The organism is Clostridium lacusfryxellense, from assembly GCF_018861735.1.
Classification (GTDB): Bacteria; Bacillota; Clostridia; order Clostridiales; family Clostridiaceae; genus Clostridium_AD; species Clostridium_AD lacusfryxellense.
The window spans coordinates 1-16,584 of record NZ_JAHLEB010000041.1 but is presented as its reverse complement, the minus strand read 5'-3'; the positions used below and the strand labels follow the sequence as shown (position 1 = coordinate 16,584).

The following is a 16,584-nucleotide window of genomic DNA, read 5'->3' as shown; positions in this document are numbered from 1 at the left end:
ATAGATATATATTTTTCAAATTAATTCAAGGAAGTGTTAATAATGTTGGGAAAAAGATTATGCTTAGGGAACACTATTGGGCTTATTTCTCCCGCTAGCCCAGAAAATGCATTAGCAATAAAAAATGCAATTTTATTTTTACAAAATCAAGGGTTTAATGTATTAGAGGGAAAACACTTATATGATAAGTGGGGATACCTTGCAGGCTCGGATAAAGACAGAGCAACCGATGTTATGGACATGTTTGAAAATAACAAAGTTGATATGATACTCTGCGTAAGAGGTGGATATGGTTCAAGCAGAATACTTCCCTATATTGATTTTGATGTAATTAAAAAACACCCAAAGATATTTGCAGGATTTAGTGATATAACAGTTTTTCTAAATAGTTTTTATGAAAAATGCGGGCTTACTACATTTCATAGCCCTATGGGGACTTCAAATCTAGAAGATACTCAGACATTAAAAAGTTTTATGTTTACACTTATGCATGGAGATAAACCACATACTATTAAAAATCCATTAGGATATCTAACTAAATGCATAAATAGTGGCACGGCAGAGGGCAACCTTATAGGTGGTAATCTTAGTTTGATGTGTAATTCACTTGGAACTGCCTACGAAACTAATATGAGAGATAAAATACTCTTTATTGAAGAGGTTGGTGAGGCACCTTATAGGGTTGATAGAATGCTAACTCAACTTTTATTATCTAATAAACTTCAACAATGTGCGGGTATTATTTTAGGGCAATTTAAAGATTGTGATTTACCCCATTATGAAAGAAGTCTCACCCTAGAAGAAGTTCTAAATGATAGATTATATAATTTGGATATCCCTATATTTTCAGGGTTTTGCTCAGGACACGATTACCCGAAACTCACGTTGCCAATTGGGGCAAGGGTAAATATGAATGCAGATTGCGGAACTATAAATGTATTGGAATCAGTAGTAGAATAAGTAAAAGACTTGTAAATATTAAATTTACAGGTCTTTTACTAAGTTCTTATGCATCTAATATACAATATTTATAAATTATAATAGATTTATATTAATAGTTTAATGTCGCTATTTGGCATAATAAGAATATTGTAAAATGTAACACAATGTGGTAAAATGTTACAAGAAACCATGACTTACAATTATTGTATAGAATACATTTTTTTTTAGTGAAAACCATTACTATGTATTTGCTGCAACTATTATTTTTATTGTGGTAGAATTTTTTTGTGAAGTGAGGATAGTTATTATGAGAAAATGTGGAAATAATAGTAGACAAGTCATGATGTTGGGATATATATCAATTAGACTTTTATCGCTAGTTATAATGGTATTTAGTATTTGTAGTATAAATAAAGTACGCAGAGATTCGGATTTTATTATCACAACAATACTTCCAGCAAGAATATTTTCAATGGAGATTTTAACGTCACTAATTAATCAGGAAACAGGTATTAGGGCTTACATAATTTCACAGGATAAAACTTTTTTAGAACCTTATTATTTAGAGGAAAATAGGATGCAAGGTTATTACGATTCATTGAAAGAGTTAAAAGATACAGGATTAAATGTCGAGACTACTAATCAACTCAGCCAGCAGATGATAACAATTCAAAATTTTTTTGATCAACAAATAGCTTTAGTTGATAATAGTAATATATATGAGGCAAAAATGAATTTAAATCAAGGTAAAATATTGGTTGATAAATTTAGGATAATTAATAAGGTGCTACTCAATAAAATTGAGTTAGATGTAAACAGTTCACGAGAAAAAGTTGAAAATACTCAATTAATTCATCAGCATGTGTTAATTTTTTTAGGTGTTATACTTATTTTTGTTAACTTTATATTTATTAGGTTTATTTGGAATGACAGACATGATGAGGTTAGAAAAAAAGATCAAGTTAACAGAGAATTGGAAAAATTACTGCTTACACAAGAAGAGTTTATTGCAAATATATCACATGAACTAAAAACACCTTTAAATGTGATTTTTTCAGCTGTTCAGTTATTTCAATTATACTGTTATAATGGGTCGTTAGATGAAAAGCGTGAAATGATAATTGAATATATTGAATCAATGAAACTAAATTCATATAGGTTATCGAAACTTGTAAATAACATTGTTGATTCATCAAAAATTAAAGCAGGGGTTTTTGAACTTAACTTATCAAATAATAATATAGTGTTAGTTGTTGAAGGCATAGTTATGTCTGTATCTGATTTTACTAAAAGTAAAGGATTAAATATCATTTTTGATACTGAGATAGAAGAAAAAATGATTGCATGTGATCCTGAAAATATCGAAAGGGTATTATTAAACCTTATTTCTAATGCAATTAAGTTTTCAGAAAAAGGCAAAGAAATATTTATTAATATTCATGAAAAAAAAGAATTTGTGGAAATATCAGTTAAAGATAATGGAATAGGTATTGAAGAAAGTTACATTGATGTAATTTTCGATAGGTTTAAACAAGTAAATAAATCATTATCGAGAAGTGCTGAAGGAACAGGAATTGGCCTAAATTTAACTAAGTCTATTATTGAACTACATGGGGGAGAGATATTTGTTGAAAGTGAAGTCGGTATTGGGAGCAAATTCACATTCACTATTCCATCCAAACTAGTAATGGATGAGAAAGCGTTAGTTAATAATATTTTTAAAAATAAAAATGAACATGTACAACTGGAACTTTCAGATATTTATAGATAATATTCATTATGAATGTTAAATTACAAAAATTAATATGAAAAAGGCCAGACTTTGATGTCGACCTTTTTATTTAATCATTTATATAAGTTTTTCATTGAAAACATTAGTTAAATTTAAATTTTCTACTTTATCCTTTATCTCTTTTATATTCAAAGTGTAAAGACCAAGATCCTGCATTCTTTTAAAATATGATGCTCCCGCAAAGGTGAATCGTATTCTTCTTCCTTCACTAGATTTCATTGTTTCATTTGCAGTTGCTATTATATCACCAGCGGCAAGGGACCTTGGTAATATTAGTAGAGGGTCTCCAAGGTAGCTTTTAACAGCATTATATCCTGCCAAGGCACCGGTTACCATAGCTTCAGTATGACCAATAAATAGACCGGACTTTTCGCCAGCGCAGAACAAATTGTCTAAATCTACAACCTTCATACTATCAGTTCTTGGAGCTATAGACAGGTATCTTATTGAGTTACCTATACCTCCAGAATATGGGTCTACATATTTTGCGTTTTTAAACCCCTTAATTTTCCTTAGTTTTTCTAATGGATAAAATGGAGTCATAAGCTTAACGTCACCTGTGTCTATCAGAATTACATTTTCGGCAAATTCTTTTAGAGCATACTGCTGGCACACCTTTTGTTTAAGTTTATCTAAATTAACATCTTCATCTGGAACTTTTACTATAACAACACCGGTTTCATCCAGTTGTTTTGTAATACCTTCATCTAAAGAACCTTTGGCCAATTTACAAGAACCACTAAAAGCCCCATATACGCCGTCATCACGTTCTCCTTTTAAGTCTTCAATACCAGCTTTATTGCTTATACTTACCCGTCCACCAAAAGAAGGACACCTTAGAACACACATTGCACAGCCGTTTCCATACTTTACACAATTATTCATAGGCCCTGTTGAACCTGTAGTTTCTATAAATACATCACCTTCAACATAACTCTTATCAGATAAATATATTCCTTTTATTTTATTTCCTTCTTTTTTAATATCAACTACTCTAGTTATCATATTTACGTCTATATCCATTGCTTTTAAATGTTCTGCAACTGCTGGCTCAATTTTGTTTGTATTATAAAGCCAGGCATGTTTATGCCCCGGGAAATCAATATTTTTATGTTTGGTATTTTCATCAGTAATGTGTATAAAATCCCCTGCACCCAATGCTATAAGTTCTTCTGCTGCAGTATATCTCCCGTTATTTCTCATTATACCGCCTACATTACCAAGACCTAAAAGCATGTCTGTTTTTTCATATAATATTACCTCTGCACCAGCTTTTTTTGCTGTAATTGCCGCAGTGCAACCAGCCCATCCACCACCAATTACTATAACTTTCAAAATATTACCCCCTCTATCTTTAAAACATCAATTACTTTATTTTTGACTCCTTTTAATTCTATTGCAAAAGTCGTAGTATTATTACTTGTATTTTTGATTTAGAATTTATATTTACGCTAATAAAACATACTTCCAACAAATAAGTTGGAAGTATGTTTTATTAATTTATAATTAAATATATTTAATTATTACTTCTGTCAATTTCAATTGTAGGGAATTTTAAAGCTTTATATTTAACAAATTTCTCTTTAACAGTTGATAAATTTTCCTTTGTATAAAAACCACCTTGTGTATGACTAATTTCTCTAACATGGTGAGTTCTACCTTCCACAGTAGTACGATCACGGCATAATCCATCCTCGGCTATAACAAATTTCCATTTACCCTCTGATGTTTTTTCTAGGTTTCCACCAGCACCACAAACTTGACATTCAATTGGGAATTGTAATCCATCCCATTGAACTTCTCCTAAGATTAGAGCGTTAGAATGGCAATTTGGACACCATCCCATATTTTCATCACCTAACCATTCTCTTTTTTCTACTGGTGTATTTAATGATTTTATAATGTTATTCCCAATTATGTGTGCTCTATCTATCATATCATCATGTAGTAGACATTGTTTTGGTGCTGGTACACGAGTAGCTAAATACATATCAATAATTTTAAAATCATTTGTAAAAGCAGTTGCCTGAATAGATTCTAATGCCATTGACTGCCATGAACGAGTTGAACCACCAACAGCAATTAGAGCTCCTACCCTATCCTTATGCTCAATTGCACCAATAGATTCTAAAAATGCAGATTCATAACTTAAGTTTCTATGCATAAATTTTAAAAATGTTGCATTTGCCATTAAATCATAGGTGGGTACTGCAAAAATAACAGCATCTTGAGCTAGCATAACTTCCATAATTGCTTTTTTATCATCTTTTTTATCTAATGTACAACCAACATATTTACCACTCGTCATACCATGTGTACATGCTGTACAGCCTGTACAGTCAAGAATGTTGTAGTCTCTTAGATTAATCATGGTGATTTCTGCACCTTGATCTTTGCAAGCTAGTAGTGATTCTTTTAATAAAATTTCAGAATTGGAATCTTTTCTTCCTGATGTTACACCCATTACTTTAAAACTCATCTTAATATCTCCCTTTATGATCGCATATGTATTAGTCAATTATTGCTAATTAATAATAATATGATTATTTTAATATACATTTTTATATTAAAATATATATTTTGCTAAATCATTAAATCAATCTATTTAATGTTATCATAGACAAATAGAATATTCATCAGAAAAAAATATGAAAAATATATAATTATATGATGTTATATTAGAAATTTTTCTGAATAAAATGAGGAGGAGATTTTTTGATAACGGTAAAAAGATTAATGGATTTTATTGAAAAAGGCACTAATAATAAAATTTCAGGTAAATATAATCATGATTTAATTATTGATGAAGTGTTATTTTTAGATGATGATAAGCCACTTTCTCGCAGTGCTCTATATCTGACAACACAGATTGAAAAAGCTTTATTAATTAAGGAAGATAATGTTTTAGTTGTTGTAGATACAACGAAGGAGAACGTTCAGGTGCTCCAGTTAGAAACTAGAAAAAGCATTGATGAAATATATAAAGTGATTTGTAAATTTATGTTTAAAGAGTATAAATTATACGAGAAAAAATGCAATATTTATAATGAACTTTATAATAGTGATGATATTAATAAAATTTTAAATATAAGTGAAGCATATTTAAATAATCCAATATTCATTTTAGACACTAGCTATCATATTATAAGTCGTTCAGATCTTGCAAGTTCAATTACATCTTCTATAGATAAGTATAATGACGAATCTTATTTAGTCATTGATATTATAAATATTATGAAAAAGGATAAATGTATAGATAACATATATAATTCAAGTACAGCCTTCTTTCACTTTTCTGATCAAAACCTTATATTTTGTGGTGTTCGTATTAATAATATTACAATATCATATATATGTGTTTTGAAGGAATATCGAGATTTTATTGAAGAAGATTTGGAACTAACAAACACTTTAGCACAAACTATTTCTCTGCAAATGCAGAGGGATAACTTGTTTATCAACAGTTCAGGACTTGAAGAAGAATATTATCTAATGGATTTATTGATGAATCGAATTGAAAATCTTGAGTATATAGAAAAGAGACTACAGAACATAGACTTTAAATTAAATAAAAATATATTACTAATAGTAATCCCTTTTTATCAAATTTATCAAAATTATCGTCATAATTTTGCTTTAAACCAATTGATTAATGATGTTAAAAAAATATTTGGAAATTGTATTTCTGCATATTATGAAGATAAAATTATATTTATGATAAGTAAAGAAGAGGATGAAGTTATTTCCGAAAACACAAAAGAAAATTTTCTTGATTTTTTAAAACTTAACAACTTGATGGCTGGAATTAGTTTTATATTTGAAAATCCATCTGAAACGCCAAAATTTTATAGTCAAGCAATGTATGCATTGGAATTATCAGAAAAATTGAACATTAAAGGTCATATGTTTTATTTCGAAGATTATTTAGAATATTATTTATTTTTTGCAAACCAAAATACTGACAAAAATTCTAAAAGAATCGAATTGGATTTATTGATTCATCCATTAATTAATAAACTTTTAGAGTCAGATAAAAAAAAAAATACTGAATTACTAAAAACATTAAGGACTTATTTAGAAAATAATAGAAATGCAAATAACACTGCTAAGAAGTTAAACATTCATTGTAGTACATTCTTTTATCGTTATCATAAAATAGAAGGGTTGTTAAATATATCTTTAAATGATAGCGATATATTGTTTAAGCTAGAATTATCATTAAAGATTTTAAAATATAAAAAGCATAGATAAGTATTAGGAGAGTATAGACTTTAATAATGATATTTTTTAAAAACTTATGTAAAGAAAATAATAGTTTGGACGATAATAAATTATTGGATTATGCAAAAATTTAATTAATAACCTAAAATAATATTCATAAAACTTGTACAACTGGAGTTGTATGAGGTGAAAAAAACAATAGTTATTCAGGTACAAATATAAATCATAACTACAAATATTTATAATGGTTGTGGTTGTGATTTATGAAATATCTGATAAATTAAGTGCGCCAAGAAAAAAATCAAAATGGATTCATTAACAAATAGGAGGAATTAATATGTTTAAAAATATTAAAATATTACAAAAGTTAATTGCAATTAGTATAATAAGTTCCGTATTTTTAATTATTGTAGGTATTGGTGGATTAAATGGAATATCTATTATCCATAACAATGGTCAATACATTTATGATAATAGTCTAATTAGGTTAAAATATATGTACACGGTTCAAGGTAATAGTTATAAGCAAAAAATAGACATAGAGCATATACTTAATGCTAAATTTAAAGATGTACAATCCAAAGATGGTGACATGGCTAGTATAAAAGACAAAGTTGATGATATGGCGAATTTAGAAATAGAGAATGATAAGTTATTTGCGTTATATGAGAAAATACCATTTGCGAGTGCAGAAGAAAAAGTAGATTATGAAAAATTAAAGGCAACTATTCCTAAGTATGAAGAGTCGATAGATAAAATAGTGCTCTTAGTAAATGATGCTAAGTATGAAGAAGCTACAAAAGAATATATTGGTGAATATTCAACACTCCGTCTACCGCTAAAAGAGGGTCTAACAGCAATAATAAATCAAAATTTAGATTCGGCTAAAACCAAATCTGATTCTAATAAGGTTGTTTATAAAAATACCTTTATAATTTCAATATCACTTATCGTAGTTGGGTTATTAGTTAGCTTCTCGATAGGAATAAAAATGGCGGTGTGGCTTGCTAAAAGAATAAAGAAGGTAGTGGAGTTTGCAGCTAAACTAAAAAATGGGGATCTATCACAGCAAATTACGATTACTATAAATGATGAATTGGGTAAAATGGAAACTTCTTTAAATGAGGCAACTTCTAATATGAGGGTTGTAATTTCAGAGATTATTTCGGGAACTGAAGACATGAATGCATCTAGTGAAGAATTAACAGCTACCATGGAAGAAGTTTCTGCAACTGTGATGAATATAGAGGAAGCAACTAAAGAAATTTCACAAGGAAACTCAGAGTTAAGTGATTCTACAGAGGAAGTAAGTGCAACTGCAGAACAAATAGGCAATCTTACTGGAGAGTTATATAACAAAGCAATAAATGGGGACAAGGCTTCTGAGGAAATAATGGAAAGAGCATTAAATATAAAAAACAATGCGCAGGTATCATCAACTAATGCGAATAAGTTATATGATGAAAAAGAAATTAAAATTAGAAAAGCGATAGAAGACATAAAAATAGTTGAAGAAATTGGTAATATGGCTGAATCTATAGGTCAAATAGCAGATCAAACTAATTTATTAGCACTTAATGCGTCTATTGAGGCTGCACGTGCAGGTGAGGCAGGTAGAGGATTTACTGTAGTAGCGGAAGAGGTAAGAAAATTAGCGGAGCAATCCGGAGATACAGTAACAAATATTAGAAGAATAGTGGGCGATGCCAATAATGCTATTAAAAACTTAGTGGATAACACTAATGACATATTAGGATTTATAGATACTCAAGTAAAACCTGATTATGAAATGATAAAGGCTGCAGGAAGTCAATATCAAGAAGATGCTGAGTTCTTAAGTAATATGTCAAAAGAAATATCGACATCAGCAAATGTTATAGCTAGTAGTGTTTCGCAGGTAAATACTTCAATGATAACAGTGTCTGCAACAACGGAGCAGGCAGCCGCAAGTTCAGAAGAAATACTATCAAGTATTTCTGAGACTGGGCGAGCTATTGAAGAGGTATCAAGGCAAGCTCAAAGTACTTCAGCTCTTGCTGAAAAACTATCTATGTTAACGCAAAAATTTAAAATCTAGTATTTTTTTGATAGACTTATATGGGGAATGATCGCGAGTGATACTTAATTATTGACTTTGACAATAGAGTAAGTATAAAATATAATAAAATACCCTATTTAGGGAGGTCATAAAAATGGAAAAAGATTTCGCGCTAACGCCTCTAGAGGTTGCAGAGTTACTTAAGATTTCAAAAAATACAGTTTATGAAATGGTAAAAAGGGGAGAAATTAATTCTTACAGAGTTGGTAACAAAGTAAGAATAGAGATGAAGGATATAGAAGAGTATAAGAATAAGTCTAAAAAACTTCAAAATATTAAACAAGGTAATGTAGAGCAGAAGAATTCTTATACGCCAATATTAAGTCCATATGAATCAGAAAAAATACAAAAAAGTTATGGATTTGTAATTTGTGGCCAGGATATTATGCTTGATATATTATCAAGGCATCTACAACAACACACAAATGGGTTTCAGGCTCTTAGGTCATATGTTGGAAGTTATGATGGTTTGTATGCTCTTTACCACGGTAATGTACAGATTGCTACAGCTCATTTATGGGATGGTGAAACAGGTCAATATAATATCCCTTATGTAAAAAGAATGCTTCCAGGAATACCGGCGATTATAGTTCATCTTGCGAACAGAAAACAAGGGTTTTATGTTCAAAAAGGTAATCCTAAAGGGATAAAAGGCTGGGAAGATTTAAAGCGCACTGGTATTACTATAATAAACCGTGAAATCGGAAGTGGTACAAGAATATTATTAGATGAACATTTGAAAAAAAATGGTTTAACTGGTAATAGTATAGATGGATATGAAAGAGAATGTTTTTCACATCTGGCTGTTGCCAGTACTGTTGCAAGGGGTGGAGCTGATATTGCAATTGGAAATGAAAAAGCTAGTGAGCAAGTTAAGGGAATTGATTTTATTCCATTACAAACTGAAAGTTATGAGTTAGTTATTAAAAAAGAAGATATTGATAAACCTCAGTTTCAGGCAGTGCTTCAAATTCTTAGATCTCAGGAATTTAAGCTTGAACTTGAGGGTATTGGCGGGTATGATTTGAAAAAATTAGGCGAAATAACTGCAGAAACATAATAGTAGAAGTGATCTAAAGTAATATTTAGATTGCTTTTTTTTATTATTATGAACTATTAAGTTAAAAAAGAGTTGATATTTATAAAAAATTAAGATACAATAAAAAACAATAAAACATAACAAAACATAACAAAACATAACAGCTAATGAAATTTATTTAAGAGTAGATGAGTTTTATTGTGTTTTGAACAAGAAAACAAATAAAATTAAAGAGGGAAAAAAATGAAGGAAAAGAAAATGAAGAAAAAGGCATGTTTTTTATTAGGTATGTTTTTAATAACAACGACACTTGCAATGGCGGGTTGCGGTAAGGAGGTTAAAACTTCTGAAACTGAAAAGTCTGCAACTGAAAAATCAGTTACATTAACAATTTCAGCTGCTGCAAGCTTAACAGAAGCTATGGGTGAAATTAAAACACTTTATAAAGATTATAATCCAAATGTCACTATAAATTACAACTTTGGTTCTTCAGGAACATTGCAACAACAAATAGAACAAGGTGCTAATGTCGATTTATTTTTTTCGGCAGCTACAAAGCAGATGACAACACTTGCGGATAAAGGATTATTAATAGATGGTACCAAAGTTAATCTTTTAGGAAATACTGTAGTGCTTATTACTAAGGTTGATTCTAAATTAGACATTAAGGGTTTTGAAGATTTGGAAAGCAATGATATAAAAAAAATTGCTTTGGGAGAGCCAAAAACTGTTCCTGTAGGACAATACTCTGAGGAAATATTGACATCATTAAAGATTCTTGATAAAGTAAAAGGAAAAGCTGTTTATGGCAAAGATGTTAAGGAAGTTTTAACGTGGGTTGAATCAGGAGATGTTGAAGTGGGGATTGTTTATGGTAGTGATGCTAAGACTTCTAAAAAAGTGAAAGTCCTAGCAGAAGCTGGAACGGAATTATATAAGAAACCAGTGGTTTATCCAGTCGCTGTAATTAAAGCTAGTGAAAATATAGAAGATACTAAAGCCTTTTTAAAATATTTGTCTAGTGATAAGGCAAAAGCAGTATTTGTAAAGTATGGTTTTAGTTTTATTGTAAAATAAGTTAGGAGTTGGATTGTATGTCAGAACTTTCACCGTTATGGATATCTATAAAAACCTCTTTTGCAGCTACTATTATAGTATTTTTTATTGGGATTGCAGTAGCTTGGTTTATGGCTAGCTATAAAGGACGCGCCAGAGGAATTATAGATGGCATTCTGACATTACCGATGGTGCTTCCTCCAACAGTTGTGGGTTTTATATTACTTCTAATTATTGGCAAGAATTTTCCGCTGGGAAAGTGGCTAAGTGGTTTTGGAGTTACATTGATATTTACCTGGTACGCAACGGTTATAGCTGCAACTGTGGTTTCTTTTCCACTAATGTATAGGACTTGCGTGGGTGCTTTTCGGCAAATTGATGTTAATGTTATTAATGCAGCGAGAACACTAGGAGCAAGTGAGTGGAGAATATTTTGGAAAGTTGCGGTGCCAATGGCTTGGCCAGGAATTGCTGCAGGAACGGTGCTATCATTTGCAAGGGCTCTTGGAGAGTTTGGCGCAACAATAATGATTGCTGGGAGCATTCCTGGTAAAACGCAAACTATCCCAATTGCAATCTATTTTGCGGTTGTGGCAGGAGAGAATGATAATGCGATTAAATGGGTTATATTAATATTTATAATATCTTTAACAGTTATGGTAGCTAGCGATAAATGGGCTGAGAAGCAAATGTTTTTAGTGACCTCTGCAAGGAGGAAATAATTATGAGTTTAGAAGTTAATATTACAAAAAACCTACCAGGGTTTAAACTTAAAGTTGAGTTTAAGGCTGATAATTATACTTTAGGATTCTTAGGGGCTTCTGGATCTGGGAAAAGCATGACTCTCAGATGCATAGCAGGAATTGAAACGCCTGATTCGGGCAAAATAGTATTAAATGGACGAGTATTATTTGATTCTGAAAATAATATCAATATTCCTATTAGAGAGAGGAAAGTAGGGTTCCTTTTTCAAAATTATGCACTATTTCCTAATATGACAGTAGAACAAAATATTGGTTTTGGACTGGATAAAAGCATTCCTAAAATTGAAAGAAGTAAGATAATTAATAAGAAGATTATGGATTTGCAGCTTAGGGGTATGGAAAAAAGATACCCATATCAATTATCAGGTGGACAGCAGCAAAGGGTTGCACTTGCAAGAGCTCTTGTAGTGGATCCGGAAATTATACTTCTCGACGAACCTTTCTCAGCACTGGATGAGCACCTTAGAAATAATATGATGTTGCAACTTAAAGAGGATCTTAAAGATTTTAAGAAAACTTCTATTTTTGTTACTCATAACATCGAAGAGGCATATCAACTATGCAATGATATAATAATAATAGCAGAGGGTCGTATTGATGCTTCGGGCCATAAAAATGATATATTTAATAACCCACCAACACTTTATGCAATGAAATTAACAGGTTGTAAAAATATTTCAAAAGCTAAAAAAATAGGAAATAATATATCAGGAATTACAGTAATTAAGGCTATTGACTGGGGATGTAGAATTACTTTTAATTCTGAATTAGAAGACAATATAACAGACATCGGAATTAGGGCCCATTATTTAGAGCTTAATGAAGATGGTTCTGATGTAAATACATTTAATTGCTGGATTGTATCTACTGGTGAGACCTTATTTAGAACAATGGTATATCTTAAATTTAGTGAACCTACAGCGAATAACAAAGATTACCATATAATTTGGGATATATCAAAGGAAGAGTGGGATTTAATTAAAAATATACCACTTCCTTTAAAAATAAGAATAAATCCAGATAAAGTAATAAAAATTAATGGAAAATAATAAAATAAAAAGTATGTTTAATGAAAAAATCATTTAAACATACTTTTTTCTAATTCATTGATAAGTTCTTCTTCGACCAAGTCTATATTTGTTTTTCCTATATAACCAAATTTTATTTGGTGAGTTCTTATAAAGCTCATAGACTTATAATAAGTAGCATGATTCATAAAACCTGAGTAGAAAAACACATAATCATAACTTGCTAAAACACTAGAATCAAAATTCTCATTGAAACCATGCAAGGATCTAATTTCAGGATATTTAGTTCTAAACCTTCTTCTCCATTCTTTAGTTCCACCTATGATTATAATCTTGTTATTTGTTAAATAATCATCTAATGTCTTTGTTTTAACTATAGGAATGGAATCACTGTTTTCTTTAAATATGTATTCACGTAAACCATTTAATTCATTTCTATATATTTTCTCTTGTGATAATTGTTTTTCGAGGTCGTTAATTTTAATTTGCATTTCAACTAATTGTGAAGTGTGCGATTTGTTTATTTTATTTATTTTGTTGTTTAATGTTTCTTCAAATCCTACATTTTCTATATTTAAATTATTAAGTTTAGCTGAGGTTTCTTTGTTTAATTTTATAGAATCGTTTAAATTTTCCTCAAGAGAAGAAATTTTAAAAAGTAATGTTTCTTGATTATTTTCAAAATATAAGTCCCTAGACTGTTTATAATCGTTAAGGAGAGACTTTATAAAAATACCATTTACAAGGGTTTGAAGTACTATTTCAGGTTCTATCGCATTATATCCCATTTTTATATAGGATAAGAGTATATCATCAATATTTAAAAAATTTGAATCTGAAAAAAGATGATTTATGTCAAGTTTATTAATAATGAACATATTTTCTAAAATACTACCTGCTTCTTGGATTGAATCAATACTACAGTTTAAAATATCTTTATAGCTATTAAATTTACCATACTCTCTCCTTAGCATAATTTTAATTTCTTGAATTTCAGATTTATGTATTAACAATTCTTCATCTATATTTCTTGTAATAGGATTATAGAATTCGAACATTTTTATATCATCTATAATTGACTTGAAAAAACCTTGATCAACTCTTTCTTCACTTCGGTATATACCAAAATAAAAATACACAGCAGCATCTAATCTTGCCTCAGTTATTCTAGTGACTTCATCCATTTGAAGATATCTTTTAGTTAAATCCCTTTTATCGTGTTTTTTAACTGCATTAAAAACTATAGGATAGTACTTTCGCAGGAGCTTAATTATAATGTTTCTTAAATTATAATCCTTCTCAGCGATCAAAAGAATACCTAGTGCCTTTCTTCCCTCAATTTCTTGATTGAGCGTACCCTCACTCATAATAATATGATTAGTACATAAAGAAATTTTAACCGCATTATAATACTTGAGGTTATCTAGAAGGTATAATTTATTAATATCTTTTTTCATTTGGGAATTTCTAACCATTGCAATACTTACATTTGCTAATATATAGTTTTCAAGGATATTTGGAGATACATTCCATGTTTCACATATCAGTTTTGAGAAAGTTGCTATATTAAAGTTTGAATTATCTAAGTTACCATTAACTAGTTCCATTTTAGGGTGTCTCCTTATGTAGTTTTTAAACTTTATTTATCTTTTTTTTATTATACAGTGGATAGTTAAAGGGAATGAGTTTGTGTATAGATATATTATAATGCTGATGATAATACAAATCAATAATGAAATTTTATAGATAGTCTAAATATTAAAATAAGTGAATTAACATGACGAAAAAAAATCATTTATTGATGGAAAAGTATGACATCGGTTTCAAAAAAAACGCATAAAAATGACATCGATTTCAAAGGTAAAAGCAATAAAAATGCAATAAAAACAAAACAAATATTGCAAAAACACTTGACTATATAACTAAAAAACAGTAATATTAATAAAAATAATCAATTACAAAAAAACAAATTATGACTAAATAATTTTAAACAACATTCAATTTTAATACAATTTAAAATAAATTTATTGATTTAAGGTAGTTTTAATTTAAATTTTATACTAAAAATGAATAAATATAATTATAAATAGTCATTTTTTATTTAAATGATGAATAGTATTATAAAATATCAATTTTAATATAAATGAATTAATTAATTATTAAAAATCATTTTACACTAATTTGCTAAATACTTTACCACAATTAAAGATGGTAAAGATTTATATATAAATATGAGGAGGGCTTTAAAATGAGACAAGTAGCTATATACGGAAAAGGTGGTATTGGAAAATCAACCACAACTCAAAACCTTACAGCAGGTCTTGCTGAAATGGGAAAACAAATCATGGTGGTTGGATGTGATCCAAAAGCTGATTCAACTAGACTTCTTTTAGGTGGTCTTGCACAGAAAAGTGTTCTTGATACATTAAGAGAAGAGGGTGATGATGTTGATCTTGAATCAATATTAAAGCCTGGTTACAGAAATATAAGATGTGTTGAATCAGGTGGTCCTGAACCAGGTGTTGGTTGCGCAGGGCGTGGAATTATTACTTCAATTAATATGCTAGAAAGTTTAGGAGCATATACAGATGATTTAGATTATGTATTTTATGATGTTTTAGGTGATGTTGTTTGTGGTGGATTTGCAATGCCAATGCGTGAAGGAAAAGCTCAAGAAATATATATAGTTGCAAGTGGTGAAATGATGGCATTATATGCAGCAAACAATATTGCAAAGGGTGTACTTAAATATGCAAATAGTTCTGGAATAAGACTTGGTGGTATTATCTGTAACAGTAGAAATGTTGATAAGGAAATAGATCTTTTAAAAGCATTCGCAGCAGAACTTGGAAGTCAGTTAATATATTTTGTACCAAGAGACAACATGGTTCAAAGAGCTGAAATACACAAACAAACTGTAATAGAATTTGATCCAGAAGCAGGACAGGCTCAAGAATACAGAAATCTTGCTCAGGCAATTGATCAAAATAAAATGTTTGTGATTCCAACACCAATGGAACAAGACAGACTAGAAGAAATATTAATGGAACATGGATTAATGGATATCTAAAAGTCAACTCACAAATATCCATACTTAATATATCAAATAGATAGGGGGAGTCAAGCAATGTTAATGATTAAGGCGATAATTAGACCAGAAAAAGTAGGTATAGTTCTCTCAGAGTTATGTGATGCAGGTTTTCCGGCAGTTACAAAGTTAGATGTAGTAGGACGTGGTAAGCAAAGAGGAGTTAAGGTTGGAGAGGTGCATTACGATGAACTTCCAAAGGAAATGCTAATGCTAGTAGTTAATGATGAAGATAAAGATGATGTTGTAAAAATTATAGTAAGAAGTTCAAAAACTGGAGTAAAGGGTGCTTTTGGTGATGGAAAGATTTTTGTTAGTGTTGTAGATGAAGTTTATACCATAAGTTCTGGAAATTCTGGATTATAAGGAGGGGCAATATTATGAAGGAAATAACAGCTATTATTCGAATGGATATGGTTAATAAAACGAAAGAAGCTCTTCTTAAGATAGTGTTAACTAACCTATGAAAAAAACACCTATTGGTAAAATTAGGATATAAGTTCTAAATTGGAAACTGGAAAATGATTTAGCTACAGAAAATATTAGTAGGAGTATC

Annotated in this window: 13 protein-coding genes; 10 read left to right on the top strand and 3 right to left on the bottom strand. The window is 29.8% G+C overall.

Translation table 11 applies throughout. The features are described from left to right. The first annotated feature begins 42 nt into the window (after positions 1 to 42). Complete coding sequence (locus tag KPL55_RS18560) at positions 43 to 960, top strand: S66 peptidase family protein (RefSeq protein WP_216308238.1); 918 nt, start codon at positions 43 to 45, stop codon at positions 958 to 960. A gap of 289 nt (positions 961 to 1,249) precedes the next feature. Beyond that, a complete protein-coding gene (locus KPL55_RS18555) occupies positions 1,250 to 2,713 on the top strand; it encodes a sensor histidine kinase (protein WP_246599643.1) in 1,464 nt (487 codons plus the stop codon). Positions 2,714 to 2,791: 78 nt separating this feature from the next. On the opposite strand, the gene KPL55_RS18550 is transcribed toward KPL55_RS18555, so the two are convergent. Together KPL55_RS18550 and KPL55_RS18545 are read right to left on the bottom strand one after the other, a co-directional pair. Next, entirely contained in the window at positions 2,792 to 4,069 is a 1,278-nt protein-coding gene (locus KPL55_RS18550) for an FAD-dependent oxidoreductase (protein ID WP_216308237.1), read from the bottom strand. 181 nt (positions 4,070 to 4,250) lie between these two features. Further along, positions 4,251 to 5,213: a flavodoxin family protein gene (locus tag KPL55_RS18545; RefSeq protein WP_216308236.1), complete on the bottom strand. Its 963-nt coding sequence runs from the start codon at positions 5,211 to 5,213 to the stop codon at positions 4,251 to 4,253. A 236-nt stretch (positions 5,214 to 5,449) separates the two neighbouring features. On the opposite strand from KPL55_RS18545, the gene KPL55_RS18540 reads away from it, so the two are divergent. The 6 genes from KPL55_RS18540 to KPL55_RS18515 all read left to right on the top strand — a co-directional run bounded on the left by KPL55_RS18540 (position 5,450) and on the right by KPL55_RS18515 (position 12,961). After that, positions 5,450 to 6,985 (top strand): PucR family transcriptional regulator, encoded by a 1,536-nt coding sequence (locus KPL55_RS18540; RefSeq protein WP_246599641.1) that lies wholly within the window; start codon positions 5,450 to 5,452, stop codon positions 6,983 to 6,985. Positions 6,986 to 7,292: 307 nt separating this feature from the next. Next, positions 7,293 to 9,032, top strand: a complete 1,740-nt coding sequence (locus tag KPL55_RS18535) for a methyl-accepting chemotaxis protein (RefSeq protein WP_216308235.1) — start codon at positions 7,293 to 7,295, stop codon at positions 9,030 to 9,032. 115 nt (positions 9,033 to 9,147) lie between these two features. After that, positions 9,148 to 10,113, top strand: coding sequence for a helix-turn-helix transcriptional regulator (locus tag KPL55_RS18530; protein WP_216308234.1), 966 nt, complete (start codon positions 9,148 to 9,150; stop codon positions 10,111 to 10,113). A 222-nt stretch (positions 10,114 to 10,335) separates the two neighbouring features. Beyond that, positions 10,336 to 11,169: a molybdate ABC transporter substrate-binding protein gene (gene modA, locus KPL55_RS18525; protein WP_246599639.1), complete on the top strand. Its 834-nt coding sequence runs from the start codon at positions 10,336 to 10,338 to the stop codon at positions 11,167 to 11,169. Between the two features lie 17 nt (positions 11,170 to 11,186). Further along, positions 11,187 to 11,870: a molybdate ABC transporter permease subunit gene (modB, locus tag KPL55_RS18520; RefSeq protein ID WP_216308233.1), complete on the top strand. Its 684-nt coding sequence runs from the start codon at positions 11,187 to 11,189 to the stop codon at positions 11,868 to 11,870. 2 nt (positions 11,871 to 11,872) lie between these two features. Further along, positions 11,873 to 12,961 carry a sulfate/molybdate ABC transporter ATP-binding protein gene (locus KPL55_RS18515; RefSeq protein WP_216308232.1) on the top strand — a complete coding sequence of 363 codons (1,089 nt, stop codon included), beginning with the start codon at positions 11,873 to 11,875 and terminating at the stop codon, positions 12,959 to 12,961. A 29-nt stretch (positions 12,962 to 12,990) separates the two neighbouring features. Here the strand turns inward: KPL55_RS18515 and KPL55_RS18510 are convergent, their stop codons facing one another. Next, positions 12,991 to 14,547 carry a hypothetical protein gene (locus KPL55_RS18510; RefSeq protein WP_216308231.1) on the bottom strand — a complete coding sequence of 519 codons (1,557 nt, stop codon included), beginning with the start codon at positions 14,545 to 14,547 and terminating at the stop codon, positions 12,991 to 12,993. Between the two features lie 641 nt (positions 14,548 to 15,188). On the opposite strand from KPL55_RS18510, the gene nifH reads away from it, so the two are divergent. Together nifH and KPL55_RS18500 are read left to right on the top strand one after the other, a co-directional pair. Beyond that, entirely contained in the window at positions 15,189 to 16,010 is an 822-nt protein-coding gene (nifH, locus tag KPL55_RS18505; RefSeq protein ID WP_216308230.1) for a nitrogenase iron protein, read from the top strand. 57 nt (positions 16,011 to 16,067) lie between these two features. After that, positions 16,068 to 16,394: a P-II family nitrogen regulator gene (locus tag KPL55_RS18500; RefSeq protein ID WP_216308229.1), complete on the top strand. Its 327-nt coding sequence runs from the start codon at positions 16,068 to 16,070 to the stop codon at positions 16,392 to 16,394. The last annotated feature ends 190 nt before the right edge of the window (positions 16,395 to 16,584 follow it).